We start from the raw sequence: 15,591 nt of genomic DNA, 5'->3' as shown, positions 1-15,591 counted from the left end.
CCGCATGCATGGTGCAGGTACAGAGTTGCAGACGTGCAAAGGGACGGTTCAGCCAGGGAATAGTTGCGGGGGTCAAGCGTTGAGATCTATATTAGGTTGAACCTTCAACTTAAATGAGCTCATCGAACCTCAGGAGCCACTATGTCCGCGACCACAATGCCGGCGTTGTACCTCAGTCACGGCGCTCCGCCGCTGGTAGACAGTGCGCTGTGGGTGAAGCAACTCGGAGCGTGGGCCGGTGATCTGCCACGGCCGACGGCCATTCTGGTTGTCTCCGCGCATTGGGAATCTGCACCCCTGACCATCGGATCGACAACCACTGGCACTCCGTTGATCTACGACTTCGGTGGATTCCCCGAGCGGTTCTACCGAACCGAGTACAGCTCTCCTGGCGCTCCGGATCTGGCTGCGCAGGTAGCCGCGTTGATGCCTGACAACGAGCAGGTAGTGCAACAACCGAACCGCGGCCTCGACCACGGTGCCTACGTGCCACTCACAGTCATGTACCCGGACGCAGACATTCCGGTATTGCAGATATCGCTGCCGACGCTGGACCCGGAGCGGCTGCTTCACCTCGGGCAGCGGTTGCGACCGCTGCGTGAACAGGGCGTCTTGATTGTGGGATCCGGCTTCACGACGCACGGTCTACCGTTCCTGCGGGACCCGTCGCCCGAAGCGAAGGCTCCGGGTTGGTCCGCCGAATTCGACGCCTGGGCGGGGGAGCGATTTGCCGCCGGCGACGTCGACTCGCTGATCGACTTCCGGGCGCAAGCGCCCGGAATGCCTTACGCGCACCCGACCATCGAGCACTTCGCACCGCTCTTTGTCACCCTCGGGGCGTCGTCAGACCCGGAGCAGGTTCCCGAACAGGTAATCGACGGGTTCTGGATGGGACTGGCGAAGCGCTCGATTCAGGTTATGTAAGTGAGTCAGTTGCGATTTCGGAGGAACTCGACCGCCTGATCGCCGTGGGTGCTTGCTCGGAACTCGCTCGAAATCACCTTGAGGACAGTTCGATCGGTATCGATCACGAACGTGGATCGTTTGACCGGAGCCAACTTTCCGAGCAAGCCGCGTTTGACGCCGAACTGCTCCGCAACGGTGCCGTCGGTATCGGCGAGTAGTGGATAGTCGAAGGACTGCGCGGTCGCAAACGTCGATTGCGCTTCCACTGTGTCGGTGCTGATGCCCGCGCGCGTGGCGCCGACCTCGGCGAATTCCTTGCCGAGATCCCGAAAATGGCAAGCCTCGGCGGTGCACACGGGTGTGGATGCGGCGGGGTAGAAGAACAGGACCAGCGGCCCGTTCTCCAGCAAGCTGGTCAGCGAACGGGGCGTTCCGTCCTGATCCGGCAGAGTGAAATCGGGAGCAAGCTGACCTGGTTTCATTCGGTTGAGGTTACCCGCGCACGACGAGGCTGTGGGTGAGCCTGGGATGATGGAGGTATGCACGGTGAGCCCACCTCCAAGTCCGCACCCTCGTCCGACACCGCGATTGTCGGTGCGGCGTCGGATTCCACCACCACGCGTGAGCAGTTCCGCGCTCTCGCTGCCGAGCATCGGGTCGTTCCGGTTACACGCAAAGTGTTGGCGGACTCCGAAACTCCGCTCTCGGCGTACGAGAAGTTGGCCGGCAATCGTCCTGGAACCTTCATGCTCGAGTCGGCTGAGAACGGTCGATCGTGGTCTCGGTGGTCGTTCATCGGCGTCGGCTCTCCGGCCGCATTGACCGTGATCGACGGTGAAGCGGCCTGGTACGGCAATGTTCCGGCTGGTGCGCCGTCGGGCGGCGATCCCATCGACGCACTCGGAGCCACCCTCGAGCTTCTGCGCTCCGAGCGTCTTCCCGATCTCCCGCCGCTGACGGGTGGCATGGTCGGTTTCCTCGGATACGACGCCGTTCGCCGCCTCGAGAAGTTGGGCAACTCGGCCGTCGACGATCTGCAGATCCCCGAAATGGTCATGCTGCTGGCCGCGGACATCGCTGCTGTCGATCATCACGAAGGCGCGATCACGCTGATCGCCAACGCAGTCAACTGGGACGGTACCGATGAACGCGTCGACTCTGCTTATGACGACGCGGTAGCGCGCCTCGACGCGATGACTCTGGCGCTGGCGGCACCGGCCAAGTCGACGGTGTCCACATTTGCGAAAGCCACCCCCGAGTACCGCCGGCAGCGAACCACCGAGAGCTTCGGCGTCGACGTGAAGAAGCTGATCGGCGACATCGAAGCCGGTGAAGCGTTCCAGGTCGTGCTTTCGCAGCGATTCGAAATCGATTGCACCGCAGCCCCTATCGATGTGTACCGGATGTTGCGCGCCTCGAACCCCAGCCCGTACATGTACCTGCTCAACGTTCCGAACGGCGACGGCGAAACAGCGTTCTCGATTGTCGGATCCAGCCCTGAAGCTCTGGTCACTGTCGCGGAGGGAGTGGCAACTACCCACCCCATCGCCGGAACCCGGTGGCGCGGAGCCACCGAAGAAGACGACATCCTGCTCGAGAAGGACCTCCTCGCAGACGAGAAGGAAAACTCCGAACACTTGATGCTGGTCGACCTCGGACGCAATGACCTCGGTCGGGTCTGCCGGCCGGGCACGGTCAAGGTGCACGACTACCGGCACATCGAGCGCTACAGCCACGTCATGCATCTCGTGTCGACGGTGACCGGGCACCTCGCAGACGGTAAGAACGCACTCGACGCAGTCACCGCCTGCTTCCCGGCGGGAACGCTCTCGGGTGCGCCGAAGGTACGGGCAATGCAGTTGATCGAAGAACTCGAACCCACGCGGCGCGGTGTCTACGGCGGAATCGTCGGATACCTCGATTTCGCGGGCGACGCCGACACAGCGATCGCCATCCGCACCGCTCTGATCAAGGACGGCATCGGATACGTGCAGGCCGGCGCGGGAATCGTCGCCGACTCCGATCCGGTCTACGAGGACACCGAGGCACGCAACAAGGCAATGGCAGTGCTCAGCGCTATCGCGTCGGCGCACACATTGCGCACCATCGGAGGTGAAGGCAAATGAGCGAACAGGCTTCGAATGCGGCAGGAGTCGACTCGACGAAGTCTCGTTCGGGACGTAGTTCCGCAATGTTGACGACGCTGCTCTTGGCGTTGGCTGCCGCCGCGCTGTGGGGCAGTTCGCGGATGACCTGGGTGAGCGTCGTTTCCAACGACGGCAAGACTCTCGAGCGGACTACCGACCTCGACGGCAGTACCTGGGCGGCGGCGATGACGCCACTGGCGCTGGCGCTGCTGGCGGCAATTGCCGCGTCGTTCGCGGTGCGTGGATGGGCCGTTCGAATTGTCGGCCTGATGGTGGCGCTGGTCGGTGTTGCGGTTGCGGTTCCGGCGGTTCAGTTGATGGTCTCGGGGGCTTCGGCTGATCGCGCGGCAGATCTTGCCGAGCTGTCGAGTCATCTCGAAGACGTTTCCACCGACGTTTCGATATTGCCGGCGGTACTGGCACTGTTCGGAGCGATTGCGGCGTTCGCGGCCGCGGCTTTGCTCATGCGAAAGCCGAAGGCCGGCGCCGGCTTGTCGTCGAAATACGACAACCCCGCTGCCCGACGCGAGGCCGCGGCAAAGCTTGGGCAGGGAAGTGGCGGCGCGTCCGACGAGCCTGTGACACAACGGATGCTGTGGGATGCGCTCGACGCCGGAGAGGATCCGACTCTCGATGCCGACGATCGAGATCCAGGTAAGGATTCACGATCCTGACGTCGGTTTTGCCGGAATTTTCGCGGCGTGGGTACCCGGACGGAGTACCAAAAAATCGCCCAACTAGGCTGACCACATCCTGATGACGTAACTCACATCAGACTCTTGCCCAGAAAGGATTCGGGCCACGATGACCGTACTCGACTCGATTCTCGACGGGGTGCGCGCAGATGTCGCCGCCCGCGAAGCCGTACTCGACTTCGTTGCAGTCAAGGCTGCCGCGGCCGCTGCGCCACCGGCTCTCGATGCTGTAGCGGCACTTCTCGAACCGAGCATCGGCGTCATCGCCGAGGTGAAGCGCGCGAGCCCCTCCAAGGGGGCTCTTGCCGACATCGCTGATCCCGCAGAGTTGGCTGCGGCCTACCAAGCCGGCGGCGCTCGAATCATCAGCGTTCTCACCGAGGAACGACGCTTCCACGGATCGCTCGCCGATCTTGACGCAGTCCGCAAGGCAGTCACGATTCCGGTGTTGCGCAAGGACTTTATCGTCGGTCCGTACCAGATTCACGAAGCACGAGCGCACGGCGCCGACGTCATTCTGTTGATCGTGGCGGCACTGGAACAGCAGGCACTCGCCTCGCTGATCGATCGCACCGAATCCTTGGGAATGACGGCACTGGTCGAGGTTCACACCGAAGAAGAGGCAAACCGCGCCCTCGAAGCCGGTGCCAAGGTCATCGGTGTCAACGCACGCGACCTCAAGACCCTTGAAGTCGACATGAACACCTTCGGTCGGATCGCTCCCGGGCTACCCACCGAAACCATCAAGATCGCCGAGTCCGGAGTTCGCGGCACCGCTGATCTGCTGGCCTACGCCGGAGCTGGAGCCGATGCGGTTCTGGTTGGCGAAGGACTCGTGACCAGTGGAGATCCGCGCAAGGCTGTTGCTGATCTCGTCAACGCCGGGGCGCACCCTTCGTGCCCCAAACCATCTCGCTGAGCTGACCAGACTGCTCGGGTGCCGTTTGTCCGCACCCGGGCGGTGACATTTGCCCGCACCCGGGCGGTGACATGAGCCCGGACCCGGGCGGTGACCACCGCCACGCTTGGGGCAGACTGGGGGAGTGACTTCACGTACTCAGGGACCAGTCTTCAAGGGTGACAATTTGCCGCCCGCCAGTGCCGGACTTACCGAGCGCACCACACATGATCCGGACGTCGGTGGCCATTTCGGTGTTTACGGCGGACGGCACGTGCCGGAAGCCCTCATGGCGGTCATCGAAGAAGTTACCGCCGAATACGAAAAGGCTCGCGCGGACGACTCGTTCTTGAACGAACTTGATCGACTGCAGCGCGATTACACCGGCCGTCCGTCGCCGATCTTCGAAGCCACGCGCATGAGCGAGTACGCCGGCGGCGCACGGATCATTCTCAAGCGTGAAGACCTGAACCACACCGGTTCTCACAAGATCAACAACGTCCTCGGCCAGGTCCTCCTGGCCAAGCGGATGGGCAAGACGCGCATCATCGCCGAGACCGGGGCCGGCCAGCACGGCGTCGCGTCCGCCACAGCCTGCGCATTGCTCGGCCTCGAATGTGTCATCTACATGGGTGCCGTCGATACCGAACGTCAGGCATTGAACGTCGCCCGGATGCGTCTACTCGGCGCCGAGGTCGTCTCGGTCGAAACCGGTTCGCGCACGCTCAAGGACGCGATCAACGAAGCCCTTCGCGACTGGGTTTCTCACGCGGACAACACTTACTACTGCTTCGGCACCGCTGCCGGACCTCATCCGTTCCCGACGATCGTTCGCGATTTCCAGCGTGTGATCGGACTCGAAGCGCGTGCCCAGGTGAAGGCCTTGACGGGTCGTCTGCCCGACGCGGTCACGGCGTGCGTCGGCGGCGGCTCCAACGCGATCGGTATCTTCCATCCCTTCATCGATGATCTGTCGGTGCGCTTGGTCGGCTACGAGGCTGCCGGTGACGGCGTCGAAACCGGCAGGCATGCAGCAACATTCGCTGGCGGTACGCCGGGTGCATTCCAGGGCGCGTACTCGTACCTGCTGCAGGACGAAGACGGTCAGACCATCGAGTCACATTCCATCTCGGCTGGTTTGGACTACCCGGGCGTCGGTCCCGAACATGCGTATCTCAATGACATCGGTCGGGCGACCTACGAACCCGTCACCGATGCCGAAGCGATGGATGCACTACTGCTGCTCTCACGGCGCGAAGGCATCATCCCCGCAATCGAATCGGCGCACGCCGTTGCAGGTGCACTGCGTCTCGGTAAGGAACTTGGGGAGGGCGCCATCATCCTTGTCAACCTGTCCGGTCGCGGCGACAAAGACATGGACACCGCCGCCAGCTGGTTCGGCCTCTTCGACAATGCCGAACCGAAGACTGCTGATCAGAACAACACGGAAGGCTCCGACAAGTGAGCGAACGACCATCACGCCTTGCATCCACTTTTGCTGCATGCAAGGCCGAAAACCGGGCCGCACTCGTCGGGTACCTACCAGCGGGCTACCCGACGGTCTCCGAATCCATCGACGTCTTCAAGACGATGGTCGACGGTGGCTGCGACATCATCGAGGTCGGCGTCGCGTACTCCGATCCGGTCATGGACGGACCCACCATCCAGCGTGCCGCTGAAACTGCACTCAGCAACGGCGTCCGCCTGCGCGATATCTTCAAAGTTGTCGAGCAGATCACGTCCGTTGGCGGCAAGGCCGTTGTCATGACGTACTGGAACCCGGTGCTCCAGTACGGCGTCGACAAGTTCTCGCGCGACCTCGCGTCGGCCGGTGGGCTCGGAATGATCACGCCCAACCTCATTCCGGACGAAGCCGGTGAATGGATGGAAGCATCGCGGCAGCATCACCTCGATCGCATCTTCCTCGTTGCGCCCTCGTCCACCGAGGAGCGACTGGCGATGACTCTCGAGGCGAGCAGCGGCTTCATCTACGCAGCATCCACGATGGGTGTGACCGGAGCCCGGACCGCTGTGTCGTCGATGGCGCCGGAACTCACCGCACGGATCCGCGCGCATTCAGATATTCCCGTCGGAGTCGGGTTGGGTGTTCGCTCCGGAGCACAGGCAGCCGAGATCGCCGGATACGCCGATGCTGTCATCGTCGGATCCGCGCTGGTCTCCGCAGTCGAGAACGGGCTGGGCGCTGTCCGGTCCCTCACCGAGGAACTCGCCGAGGGTGTCCGCTCGGCTAACGTGGCCTCGTGACTTCAACTGTGGATCTGCTGGCCTACATTCCCAGCCCGTCGCAAGGCGTGTGGTACGTCGGGCCGATAGCACTGCGTGCCTATGCCCTCTGCATCATCGCCGGGATTATCGTCGCAATCGTCTGGGGCGATCGGCGATGGGTCGCGCGCGGCGGTGAGAAGGGCACCGTCCTCGACATCGCAGTCTGGGCCGTGCCGTTCGGTTTGATCGGTGGCCGGCTGTACCACGTGCTGACCGATTGGCCACAGTACTTCGGCGAAGGCGGCACCCCGATCGACGCCCTCAAGGTGTGGAACGGCGGTCTCGGAATTTGGGGCGCAGTCTTCCTCGGCGGTGTCGGCGCTTGGATCGGCTGCCGCCGGCGAGGTATCCCGGTTGCAGCACTCGGCGACGCTATCGCTCCGGGTGTACTTCTGGCTCAGGCAATCGGGCGGTTCGGCAACTACTTCAATCAGGAGTTGTACGGCCGCGAGACAACAATGCCGTGGGGTCTGGAGATCTTCCACCGTGTGAACTCCTCCGGTCAGACGGACGCCCTTGCCGGGGTATCCAACGGGGTGGTGGAGAAGATCGTCCATCCCACATTCCTGTACGAAGCGCTTTGGAACATTCTGATCGTCATCTTGCTGGTTGTCGTTGACCGACGATTCAAGATCGGCCACGGACGTCTCTTTGCTCTCTACGTCGCGGGATACTGCGTCGGACGCCTGTTCGTCGAGCTCATGCGTGACGATCCGGCGTACCAGCTGGCCGGTATTCGAGTGAACGTCTACACCTCGGTGATTGTGTTCGTTGCGGCGGTTGCGTACTTCCTTCTTGCCAAGAAGGGTCGTGAGGATCCATCTGAATTGAAGTCGAACACCTATGTCTCGGATTCGACGTCAGATTCTTCAGACACCGATACCGATTCCAGCTCGGTTGAAGAAACTGTTGTTGAGGAAAGTGTTGTCGAAGAGGTCGAGGGCGTGAAGGATTCGAAGGAGAGTTCCGCCGCAATTGATCTGAAAAAGGGGACAAGTCGTGACTGACCCATTTTCATCAGGACCGCAGGATCCGTACGATGTTTCGAAGCCGTACCACGTGCCCCCGTTCGGTGACAGCCAGCAGTATCCGGCGCCCGCGCAGTATCCGAGTGCATCGCAGTATCCGAGTGCATCGCAGTACCCGAGTGCGCCGCAGTACCCGAGTGCACAACCATCGGGGTATCCGCAGCTGTATGGCGCTGCTCAGCCCGCGGCTGGTCCGCCGATGTATGCGTTCGGTGACCCGCAGGCTCCGTACGGTCGTCATCCGATTACCGGCCAAGCGTTCTCCGACAAATCCAAGGTTGCCGCGGGGCTCTTGCAGTTGCTGCTCGCGTTCGTGTGTATTTGTGGTGTCGGACGCCTGTACATGGGTTCGGTCGGACTCGGGTTGTTCCAGCTGTTGGGTATGTTCTTCGCTCTGGTGATGTCTCCCTTGGTGATCGGGATTCCCTTTGTCGTCGCCATCTGGATTTGGACGGTGGTCGATGGGATCATGATTCTTTCGGGAAGCGCACGCGACAAGTACGGCCGACCGCTGAGCTAGAAGCGCTTGCGTCCATCGGGTCGTTCGCGCCGGATTCGAGGTATAAAGATTACCTACTTTCACTGTGTGCAGGATTATCGTCAACACTAAGGAATTCACGTTGCCTAACTTGAACAAGAGTCCGGAACCTTCGGAATCCGGGGACTCCGAAGGGTCGCAGCCAGGTATTCCCCCACAGTTCGGTTCGCCTTTCGATTACGACGCAACCGCGGATGCCTCTTTGACCGAAACCTCGACGCCGACGGAAAAGACGCCGTCGACCGAGACTTCGGGTACCGGCCCCGGCTGGGACACGTATGCGGGGACTGGCAATGGTCCAGGTTGGGGAAGCAACCCTATCTATCCGCCTCCGGCCGCAGCGGAGCCGACAACGGCATTTCCCGCTGCGTCGCAGCCTGGTCCGGAAGCCTTTGCGCCGGGCTATTCGCCGGCCGACGGACCGGTGTACGGAGTCCCGGCCGATCAGACACCGAACCCGTATGCGCCGCCGCAGCAGCAGGCCTACCCCCAGCCGCCGCAGCCGCCCCAGCATCAGGCTTATGGTCAGCCTCAGCCGGGCTACGGTCAGCCTCAGCCGGGCTACGGTCAGCCTCAGCCAGCGTACGGTCAGCCACAGCAAGGTTACGGTTTTGTTGATCAGTCGGCTCCGTTCGGGCGTGATCCGATGACAGGACAGCCGCTCTCAGACAAGTCGAAGGTGACGGCCGGACTTCTCGGCATTCTGTTGGGCGCGTTCGGCGCGGGCAGGTTCTATCTCAACCAGCCGGGCATGGCTATCGCCCAAATTGCAGTCACGTGGTTGACGTGTGGAATCGGCGCCATCTGGCCTTTGGTCGACGGCATCATGATGCTCACCGGCAGCGTGAAGGACCAGTACGGGCGACCGCTCCGCAGCTGATTCCAGACCGCTCTCCGGGCCGTGGTACTCGAGTGTTTCGACGCTCAGGTGCCACGGTTTTTTTATCGCTCTGTCCGGATTTCTGCTGATAAACTGACCTTTGCCGGTTGCGGGTCCGTGTGGCGGTCGCGCATGGTGGAGGGCACGCATGCTGTTTTCTCAGATGCCTGGTCCGCAAGGGATGTACGACCCCGATCAGGAAGCCGATTCGTGCGGTGTCGCCGTGGTCGCAGACATGTACGGCAGACGCTCGCATTCGATTGTGTGCGACGGTTTGTCGATTCTCTGCACGCTTTCTCATCGAGGTGCTGTGGCCGCAGATTCGGCCACTGGCGACGGCGCCGGGATTCTCCTTCAACTACCTGTCGGTTTGTTGCAATCGGTCACCAGTTTCGAGTTTCCGGAGCCAAATGAGGATGGCGACAACATGTTTGCGGCTGGGAACTGCTTCCTTCCGCAGGATGCCGAATCACGCCGAGTTGCTGTCAAGCGCATCGAAGCGTGCGCGCGTTCGGAGGGCCTGAGGGTGCTCGGTTGGCGGGATGTTCCCGTCAGTCCTGACGCATTGGGATCGTCCGCTGCAGCCTGCGCGCCGCACATTGCGCAGTGTTTTCTCTGCGATGCACGTCCGGGTTCGAGGGTTGGCGGGATCAGTCTGGATCGGAAAGTATTTGCACTGCGGAAGCAGGTGGAGCGAGCCACTTCGGATGGCTCCGGAGTCTACTTTTGTTCGCTGTCGTCGCGAACCTTGGTGTACAAAGGCATGCTGACGCCTGCTCAGTTGCCGCTCTTTTTCGACGATCTGCGTGACGAGCGAATGACCAGCGCACTTGCCTTGGTGCACAGTAGGTTTTCGACCAACACCTTCCCCACGTGGCCTCTTGCGCAACCATTTCGGTGTATCGCGCATAACGGAGAGTTCAATACTGTTGTCGGTAATCGGAATTGGATGCAGGCACGTGAACCGTTACTGCGCAGTGAATTGTTCAGCGGGGATATCGGTCGAATCGCCCCGGTCTGTACGGTGGGCGCGTCGGATTCAGCGTCGTTCGACGAAGTGCTCGAACTGCTTTCACTTGGTGGCCGGAGCTTGCCGCACGCGGTCATGATGATGATTCCGGCTGCCTGGGAGCAGGATTCGGCAATGTCGGAAGAGTTACGTGCGTTCTATCAATTTCAGGCGTGCCTGATGGAAGCCTGGGACGGACCGGCGTCGGTCACGTTCAGTGACGGGAGGCTGGTGGGTGCAGTACTGGACCGCAACGGTCTGCGGCCTGGTCGCTGGCTCCGGACAAGATCAGGTCGGATCGTGTTGGCCAGTGAGAGTGGCGTATTCGATGTTCCGTCTGCTGACGTGGTCGAGAAAGGTCGACTCGAACCGGGGCGGATGTTCCTGCTCGATACCGATCAGCAGCGGATTGTTCCCGACAGCGAGATCAAGGCCGAGTTGGCAAGGATGGCCCCGTATCGTGCGTGGCTCGACGCTGGGCTGACCCGCGTCGGCGCACTACCGGATCAACCCCGGACACGCGGGGATCCGGATTCGGTTTTCCACGAGCAACAGTTGTTCGGCTACACCGAAGAAGACCTGCACCTTCTGCTGGCACCGATGGCGAGCGAAGGTCGCGAAGCGCTGGGTTCGATGGGAACCGACACCCCACTCGCCGTGCTGTCCGAGCGTCCGAGGCTGCTGTACGACTATTTTGTTCAACTGTTTGCGCAGGTCACCAATCCGCCGTCGGATGCGATACGCGAAGAGGTAGTCACCTCGCTGGCTGTGCTGCTCGGCGCCGAACGCAACCTTCTGGAACCGTCGGAACGATCCTGCCGACGGATGCTGGTGCACAGACCCGTTCTGACTCGAGCAGAATTGGACAAGATCGCCAGTCAGGGCTTCACGGTGCTCCGCGGGTTGTTCGCCGTTGAGTGCGCCGGAGGCTTGGCCGACGCACTCGAGAAGCTACGTGCCGATGCCTGCGCAGCGGTGGATGCTGGGTGCGAGATTCTGGTGATCTCGGATCGGGGTTGGGATCGCGCGATGGCGCCGATTCCGTCGTTGCTCGCTGTCTCTTCAGTTCACCATCACCTGGTCCGAATGCGACGGCGTACCTCGGTTTCATTGATCGTCGAATCCGGTGATGCGCGGGAAGTTCATCACCTCGCTCTCCTGCTCGGATACGGTGCTGCCGCAGTGCATCCGTACCTTGCCCTCGATTCTGTTGAGCAACTGAGTCTGCAGGGAGAAGTGCCCGGAGTGGATCCGGATGCGGCGGCGGCCCATTACCTCGACGCCGCAAACCGTGGCGTCCTCAAGGTCATGTCCAAGATGGGGATCTCGACAGTTCAGTCCTATACCGGTGCAAAGGTATTCGAATCGATCGGGCTCGGCCGGCAAGTGGTCGAGGAGTACTTCGGCAATACGGCGAGCAAGCTCGGCGGGGTCGGAATCGCTGAGCTTGCTCAGGAAGTCGCGACACGACATGCCTGTGCGAATGCCGATGTGCCGACGAGCCCGAAGCGTCTCGAGGTCGGCGGCGAGTACCGGTATCGGCGGGGCGGTGAAGCGCACGTCTTCACACCTGAATCCGTATTCTTTCTTCAGCATGCGACCAGATCAGGCCAGTCGGATGTGTTCCGCCGATACACCGACGAGGTTGATCGGCGATGCGCGCAGGGCGGAACGCTGCGCGGGATGTTGCAGTTCCGGAGCGGACTCCGGCCTACAGTCAGCATCGACGACGTCGAGTCGGTCGAGTCGATTTTGAGTAGATTCTCGACTGGGGCGATGAGTTACGGTTCGCTCTCGGCGGAGGCGCACGAGACCATGGCGAAGGCGATGAATTCCATTGGAGCGCGCTCGAACTCAGGAGAGGGAGGGGAAGATCAAGACCGCCTTCATGATCCGTCGCGGCGAAGTGCTGTAAAGCAGGTAGCCAGTGGACGATTCGGCGTTACCAGTGATTATCTGATCAGTGCGACTGATATCCAGATCAAGATGGCGCAGGGCGCGAAACCAGGAGAGGGCGGCCAACTTCCGGGGTACAAGGTGTATCCCTGGATCGCCCGGACGCGGTACTCGACTCCGGGTGTCGGTCTCATCTCACCGCCGCAGCATCACGATATCTACTCGATCGAAGATCTTGCTCAGTTGATTTACGACTTGCGACAGGCAAATGATCGGGCGCGGATCCACGTCAAATTGGTCAGTGCGGTCGGAGTCGGCACGGTTGCCGCCGGAGTGGCAAAGGCCCACGCGGATGTTGTTCTGATCTCGGGCTACGACGGCGGTACCGGAGCCGCTGCGCTCACGTCGATAAAACATGCCGGAACCCCGTGGGAACTCGGGCTTGCGGAGACTCAGCAGACACTGGTGCTCAATGGGTTACGTGACCGCATCACGCTTCAGTGCGATGGCGGAATGCGGACGGCGCGCGACGTTGTCGTGGCGGCATTGTTGGGCGCGCAGGAGTACGGATTTTCGACGGCGCCGCTGATCGCTGCCGGTTGCGTGATGATGCGGGTGTGTCACCTCGACACCTGCCCGGTCGGTGTTGCCACCCAGGACCCGGAGTTGCGGGCGCGCTTTACCGGGCGTCCCGAGTTTGTGGAGAACTTCTTTCGGTTTCTTGCCGACGATGTGCGGGAGTATTTGGCCAGCTTAGGGTTCCGCAGTATTGATGAGGCGATCGGTCGGTCAGACATGCTTGTGGCCGGCGAAGGCGCCGGCGGGAAGAGTCGGACGTTGGATTTGTCGCCGCTGATGGTGGTTCCGCGTTCCCCGAAATTTTCGTCGGGTGGTCTCGGCCGGCCAGGGCCGGGGGAGTTGAACCAGATGCTTGTCGACAGGGCAGGCGGCGCATTGGACAACTCCGAACGTGTTCGGATCGAACTTCCTGTCTGTACCGCGGACCGGGCTGTGGGCACAGCGCTCGGGGCCGAGGTATCCCGCAGATACGGGGCGCCCGGGTTACCGGACAACACCATCGTTGCCAGGTTGACCGGAACCGCTGGGCAGTCTCTGGGGGCCTTCTTGCCGAGTGGAATCACGCTCGAAGTGATCGGAGACTCCAATGATTATGTGGGAAAGGGTCTTTCAGGAGGGAGGGTTGTCCTTCGCCCGAGTTTCGACGCCAGTTTCTGTGCTGAGGAGCAGGTGATAGCCGGCAATACTGTGCTGTACGGGGCGACGTCGGGAGAATTTTTCGCCCGCGGGCGGGTCGGGGAGCGGTTTGCTGTGCGAAACTCCGGGGCGTGCGCCGTGGTCGAGGGCGCCGGCGACCATGCCTGCGAATACATGACCGGGGGTCGCGTCGTCATTCTCGGGCCAACCGGCCGAAACGTCGCTGCCGGAATGTCCGGTGGAATTGCGTTTGTTCTCGATGCAGATCCGCGCGATGTCAACCACGCGATGGTCACACTGCAGGTTCCGACGGCCGATGATCTGCGGTGGTTGCAGAAGACGATCACCACCCACGTCGAACTCACCGGATCGCCGGTCGGGGCTCGGCTTCTTGCCGAGTGGGCACGTGAATCCCGGAGACTTACCAAGTTGATGCCAGTCGACTACGAGCGGGTACTTGCCGGGCAATCAGTTGCCACCCGTCCGCGGGACGGCACGGTGGTCGAGAACTCCGACGGGGTTCTCGCGGAGACAGCCAGTGCCTGATCCACGAGGGTTTCTCGGTATGCCGCGGTCCTCGGCACCGATGCGCCCGATTCAGGAGCGAACAGCAGACTGGAGTGAGGTGTACGAGGCATTGGCGCGCGGCGAGCGTAAGTCGGGGGCGCGCGAACAAGCATCTCGATGCATGGATTGCGGAATCCCGTACTGCCATTCGGAATCCGTTGGATGCCCCCTCGGAAATCTCATTCCGGAATGGAACGACCTGGTTCGTCGAGGCGACTGGGCGCTTGCCGCGGATCGGTTACACGAGACCAACAATTTCCCGGAATTCACGGGACGCCTGTGCCCGGCGCCGTGCGAAACTGCCTGCGTACTGGCACTTTCCGAGGCCAATACCACCGGAAGTGTGACGATCAAACGAGTCGAGCAAGCTATCGCCGATACTGCCTGGGACGAAGGTTTTGTGGTGAACCGTGTCCCGGTCGAACGCTCCGGACGGACGGTGGCGATCGTCGGTTCCGGACCGGCCGGGCTTGCGGCAGCGCAGCAGCTGACCAGGGTGGGTCACAGAGTCACCGTCTTCGAACGGGATGATCGACTGGGCGGTCTGCTCCGCTATGGAATCCCTGATTTCAAACTGGCCAAGAGTGCGATCGATCGCCGCCTGAGTCAGTTGCGCGGCGAGGGCACCCGATTGGTCACCGACTGCGATGTCGGACTCGACCTGGACGCACGTGAGCTGACCGCGGCGTACGACGCAGTGATTCTGGCGATCGGGGCCGGTAGGGCGCGAGAAGTCGATGTGCCGGGCCGCGGCCTTGCGGATATTCATTTCGCGATGGACTACCTGGTGCCGGCCAACCGGGAATGTGCCGGTGACGGTCCCAGCCCGATCAATGCCGCGGGCAAGAACGTCGTGATCATCGGCGGCGGCGATACGGCGGCCGATTGCCTCGGCACCGTTCACAGGCAAGGCGCGGCCTCCGTAACCGAGTTGAACTATCACGAGCAACCACCCCGCGCGCGGGACAGCGCGGCGGATCCGTGGCCACTCTGGCCGCTGACGCTGCGCGCGGCGCCCGCCGATGCAGAAGGTGGACGTCGTGAGTTCGAGGTGGCGGCTCAGGAATTTGTCGGCGACGGCCACGTTCGGGGAGTGCGCGTCGCACCGGTTCGAGTGGCGGAGGCATCCAGCGGTCGACGGGTAGCCGAGCCTGTGGGCGATCCGTTCGAACTACCTTGTGAACTGGTGCTCCTCGCAGTCGGCTTTCGCGGTGTCGGGGAAGATGACCTGCTTGCCGGCTTGGGAGTGGAACCGAATCCACGTGGAGTGATCGCGTGCGGACAGGATTGGCAAACTTCACAACCCGGCGTCTTCGTGTGTGGTGACGCACATCGTGGTGCGTCGCTGGTGGTGTGGGCGATAGCCGAAGGACGTTCGGCCGCCCGAGCTGTCGACGTGTATCTGACTGGGGCGTCAACGCTTCCGGCACCCGTTCACCCCGGTGCCTTGCCGCTGGGAATTCGACGTCGCAACTGAATCGAGTAAGAACAGAAAGTGCACGTCCGAAGTGCCGGATAGAAGTGAG

12 protein-coding genes are annotated in these 15,591 nt (G+C 62.0%); 11 read left to right on the top strand and 1 reads right to left on the bottom strand.

Annotation, left to right across the window (positions count from 1 at the left end):
- Window positions 1-141 precede the first annotated feature (141 nt).
- Window positions 142-924 (top strand): dioxygenase, encoded by a 783-nt coding sequence (locus MTX36_RS12645; protein ID WP_243620082.1) that lies wholly within the window; start codon window positions 142-144, stop codon window positions 922-924.
- A gap of 5 nt (window positions 925-929) precedes the next feature.
- Here the strand turns inward: MTX36_RS12645 and MTX36_RS12640 are convergent, their stop codons facing one another.
- On the bottom strand, window positions 930-1,388 hold the full coding sequence (locus MTX36_RS12640; protein ID WP_243620081.1) for a peroxiredoxin: 459 nt from the start codon (window positions 1,386-1,388) through the stop codon (window positions 930-932).
- A gap of 57 nt (window positions 1,389-1,445) precedes the next feature.
- On the opposite strand from MTX36_RS12640, the gene MTX36_RS12635 reads away from it, so the two are divergent.
- From MTX36_RS12635 to MTX36_RS12590, 10 genes are all read left to right on the top strand, one after another.
- Window positions 1,446-3,032 carry an anthranilate synthase component I gene (locus MTX36_RS12635; protein ID WP_243620080.1) on the top strand — a complete coding sequence of 529 codons (1,587 nt, stop codon included), beginning with the start codon at window positions 1,446-1,448 and terminating at the stop codon, window positions 3,030-3,032.
- Complete coding sequence (locus tag MTX36_RS12630; RefSeq protein ID WP_243620079.1) at window positions 3,029-3,727, top strand: TIGR02234 family membrane protein; 699 nt, start codon at window positions 3,029-3,031, stop codon at window positions 3,725-3,727. Before MTX36_RS12635 ends, MTX36_RS12630 begins: the two co-directional genes overlap by 4 nt.
- A 130-nt stretch (window positions 3,728-3,857) precedes the next feature.
- Window positions 3,858-4,667 carry an indole-3-glycerol phosphate synthase TrpC gene (gene trpC / locus MTX36_RS12625; protein WP_243620078.1) on the top strand — a complete coding sequence of 270 codons (810 nt, stop codon included), beginning with the start codon at window positions 3,858-3,860 and terminating at the stop codon, window positions 4,665-4,667.
- 124 nt (window positions 4,668-4,791) lie between these two features.
- Entirely contained in the window at window positions 4,792-6,111 is a 1,320-nt protein-coding gene (trpB, locus tag MTX36_RS12620; protein ID WP_243620077.1) for a tryptophan synthase subunit beta, read from the top strand.
- Window positions 6,108-6,911: a tryptophan synthase subunit alpha gene (trpA, locus tag MTX36_RS12615; protein WP_243620076.1), complete on the top strand. Its 804-nt coding sequence runs from the start codon at window positions 6,108-6,110 to the stop codon at window positions 6,909-6,911. The genes trpB and trpA overlap by 4 nt, the downstream gene beginning before the upstream one ends.
- Complete coding sequence (gene lgt / locus MTX36_RS12610) at window positions 6,908-7,939, top strand: prolipoprotein diacylglyceryl transferase (protein ID WP_243620075.1); 1,032 nt, start codon at window positions 6,908-6,910, stop codon at window positions 7,937-7,939. The genes trpA and lgt overlap by 4 nt, the downstream gene beginning before the upstream one ends.
- Window positions 7,932-8,480 (top strand): hypothetical protein, encoded by a 549-nt coding sequence (locus MTX36_RS12605; RefSeq protein ID WP_243620074.1) that lies wholly within the window; start codon window positions 7,932-7,934, stop codon window positions 8,478-8,480. The genes lgt and MTX36_RS12605 overlap by 8 nt, the downstream gene beginning before the upstream one ends.
- Window positions 8,481-8,589: 109 nt before the next feature.
- Window positions 8,590-9,378, top strand: a complete 789-nt coding sequence (locus MTX36_RS12600) for a TM2 domain-containing protein (protein ID WP_243620145.1) — start codon at window positions 8,590-8,592, stop codon at window positions 9,376-9,378.
- Window positions 9,379-9,526: 148 nt separating this feature from the next.
- Complete coding sequence (gltB, locus tag MTX36_RS12595; RefSeq protein ID WP_243620073.1) at window positions 9,527-14,044, top strand: glutamate synthase large subunit; 4,518 nt, start codon at window positions 9,527-9,529, stop codon at window positions 14,042-14,044.
- On the top strand, window positions 14,037-15,542 hold the full coding sequence (locus MTX36_RS12590; RefSeq protein ID WP_243620072.1) for a glutamate synthase subunit beta: 1,506 nt from the start codon (window positions 14,037-14,039) through the stop codon (window positions 15,540-15,542). Before gltB ends, MTX36_RS12590 begins: the two co-directional genes overlap by 8 nt.
- Window positions 15,543-15,591 lie beyond the last annotated feature (49 nt).

The sequence above is a fragment of the Rhodococcus sp. ARC_M6 genome, assembly GCF_022810305.1.
Taxonomy (GTDB): Bacteria; Actinomycetota; Actinomycetes; order Mycobacteriales; family Mycobacteriaceae; genus Rhodococcus_F.
This window is presented reverse-complemented; position numbering and strand designations above follow the sequence as displayed.

What these genes read in the sequence shown, in the direction of transcription:
- MTX36_RS12645 (WP_243620082.1), top strand. Translation starts at nt 142, where the DNA reads ATGTCCGCGACCACAATGCCGGCGTTGTACCTCAGTCACGGCGCTCCG.
- MTX36_RS12640 (WP_243620081.1), bottom strand. Translation starts at nt 1,388, where the DNA reads ATGAAACCAGGTCAGCTTGCTCCCGATTTCACTCTGCCGGATCAGGAC.
- MTX36_RS12635 (WP_243620080.1), top strand. Translation starts at nt 1,446, where the DNA reads ATGCACGGTGAGCCCACCTCCAAGTCCGCACCCTCGTCCGACACCGCG.
- MTX36_RS12630 (WP_243620079.1), top strand. Translation starts at nt 3,029, where the DNA reads ATGAGCGAACAGGCTTCGAATGCGGCAGGAGTCGACTCGACGAAGTCT.
- trpC (WP_243620078.1), top strand. Translation starts at nt 3,858, where the DNA reads ATGACCGTACTCGACTCGATTCTCGACGGGGTGCGCGCAGATGTCGCC.
- gltB (WP_243620073.1), top strand. Translation starts at nt 9,527, where the DNA reads ATGCTGTTTTCTCAGATGCCTGGTCCGCAAGGGATGTACGACCCCGAT.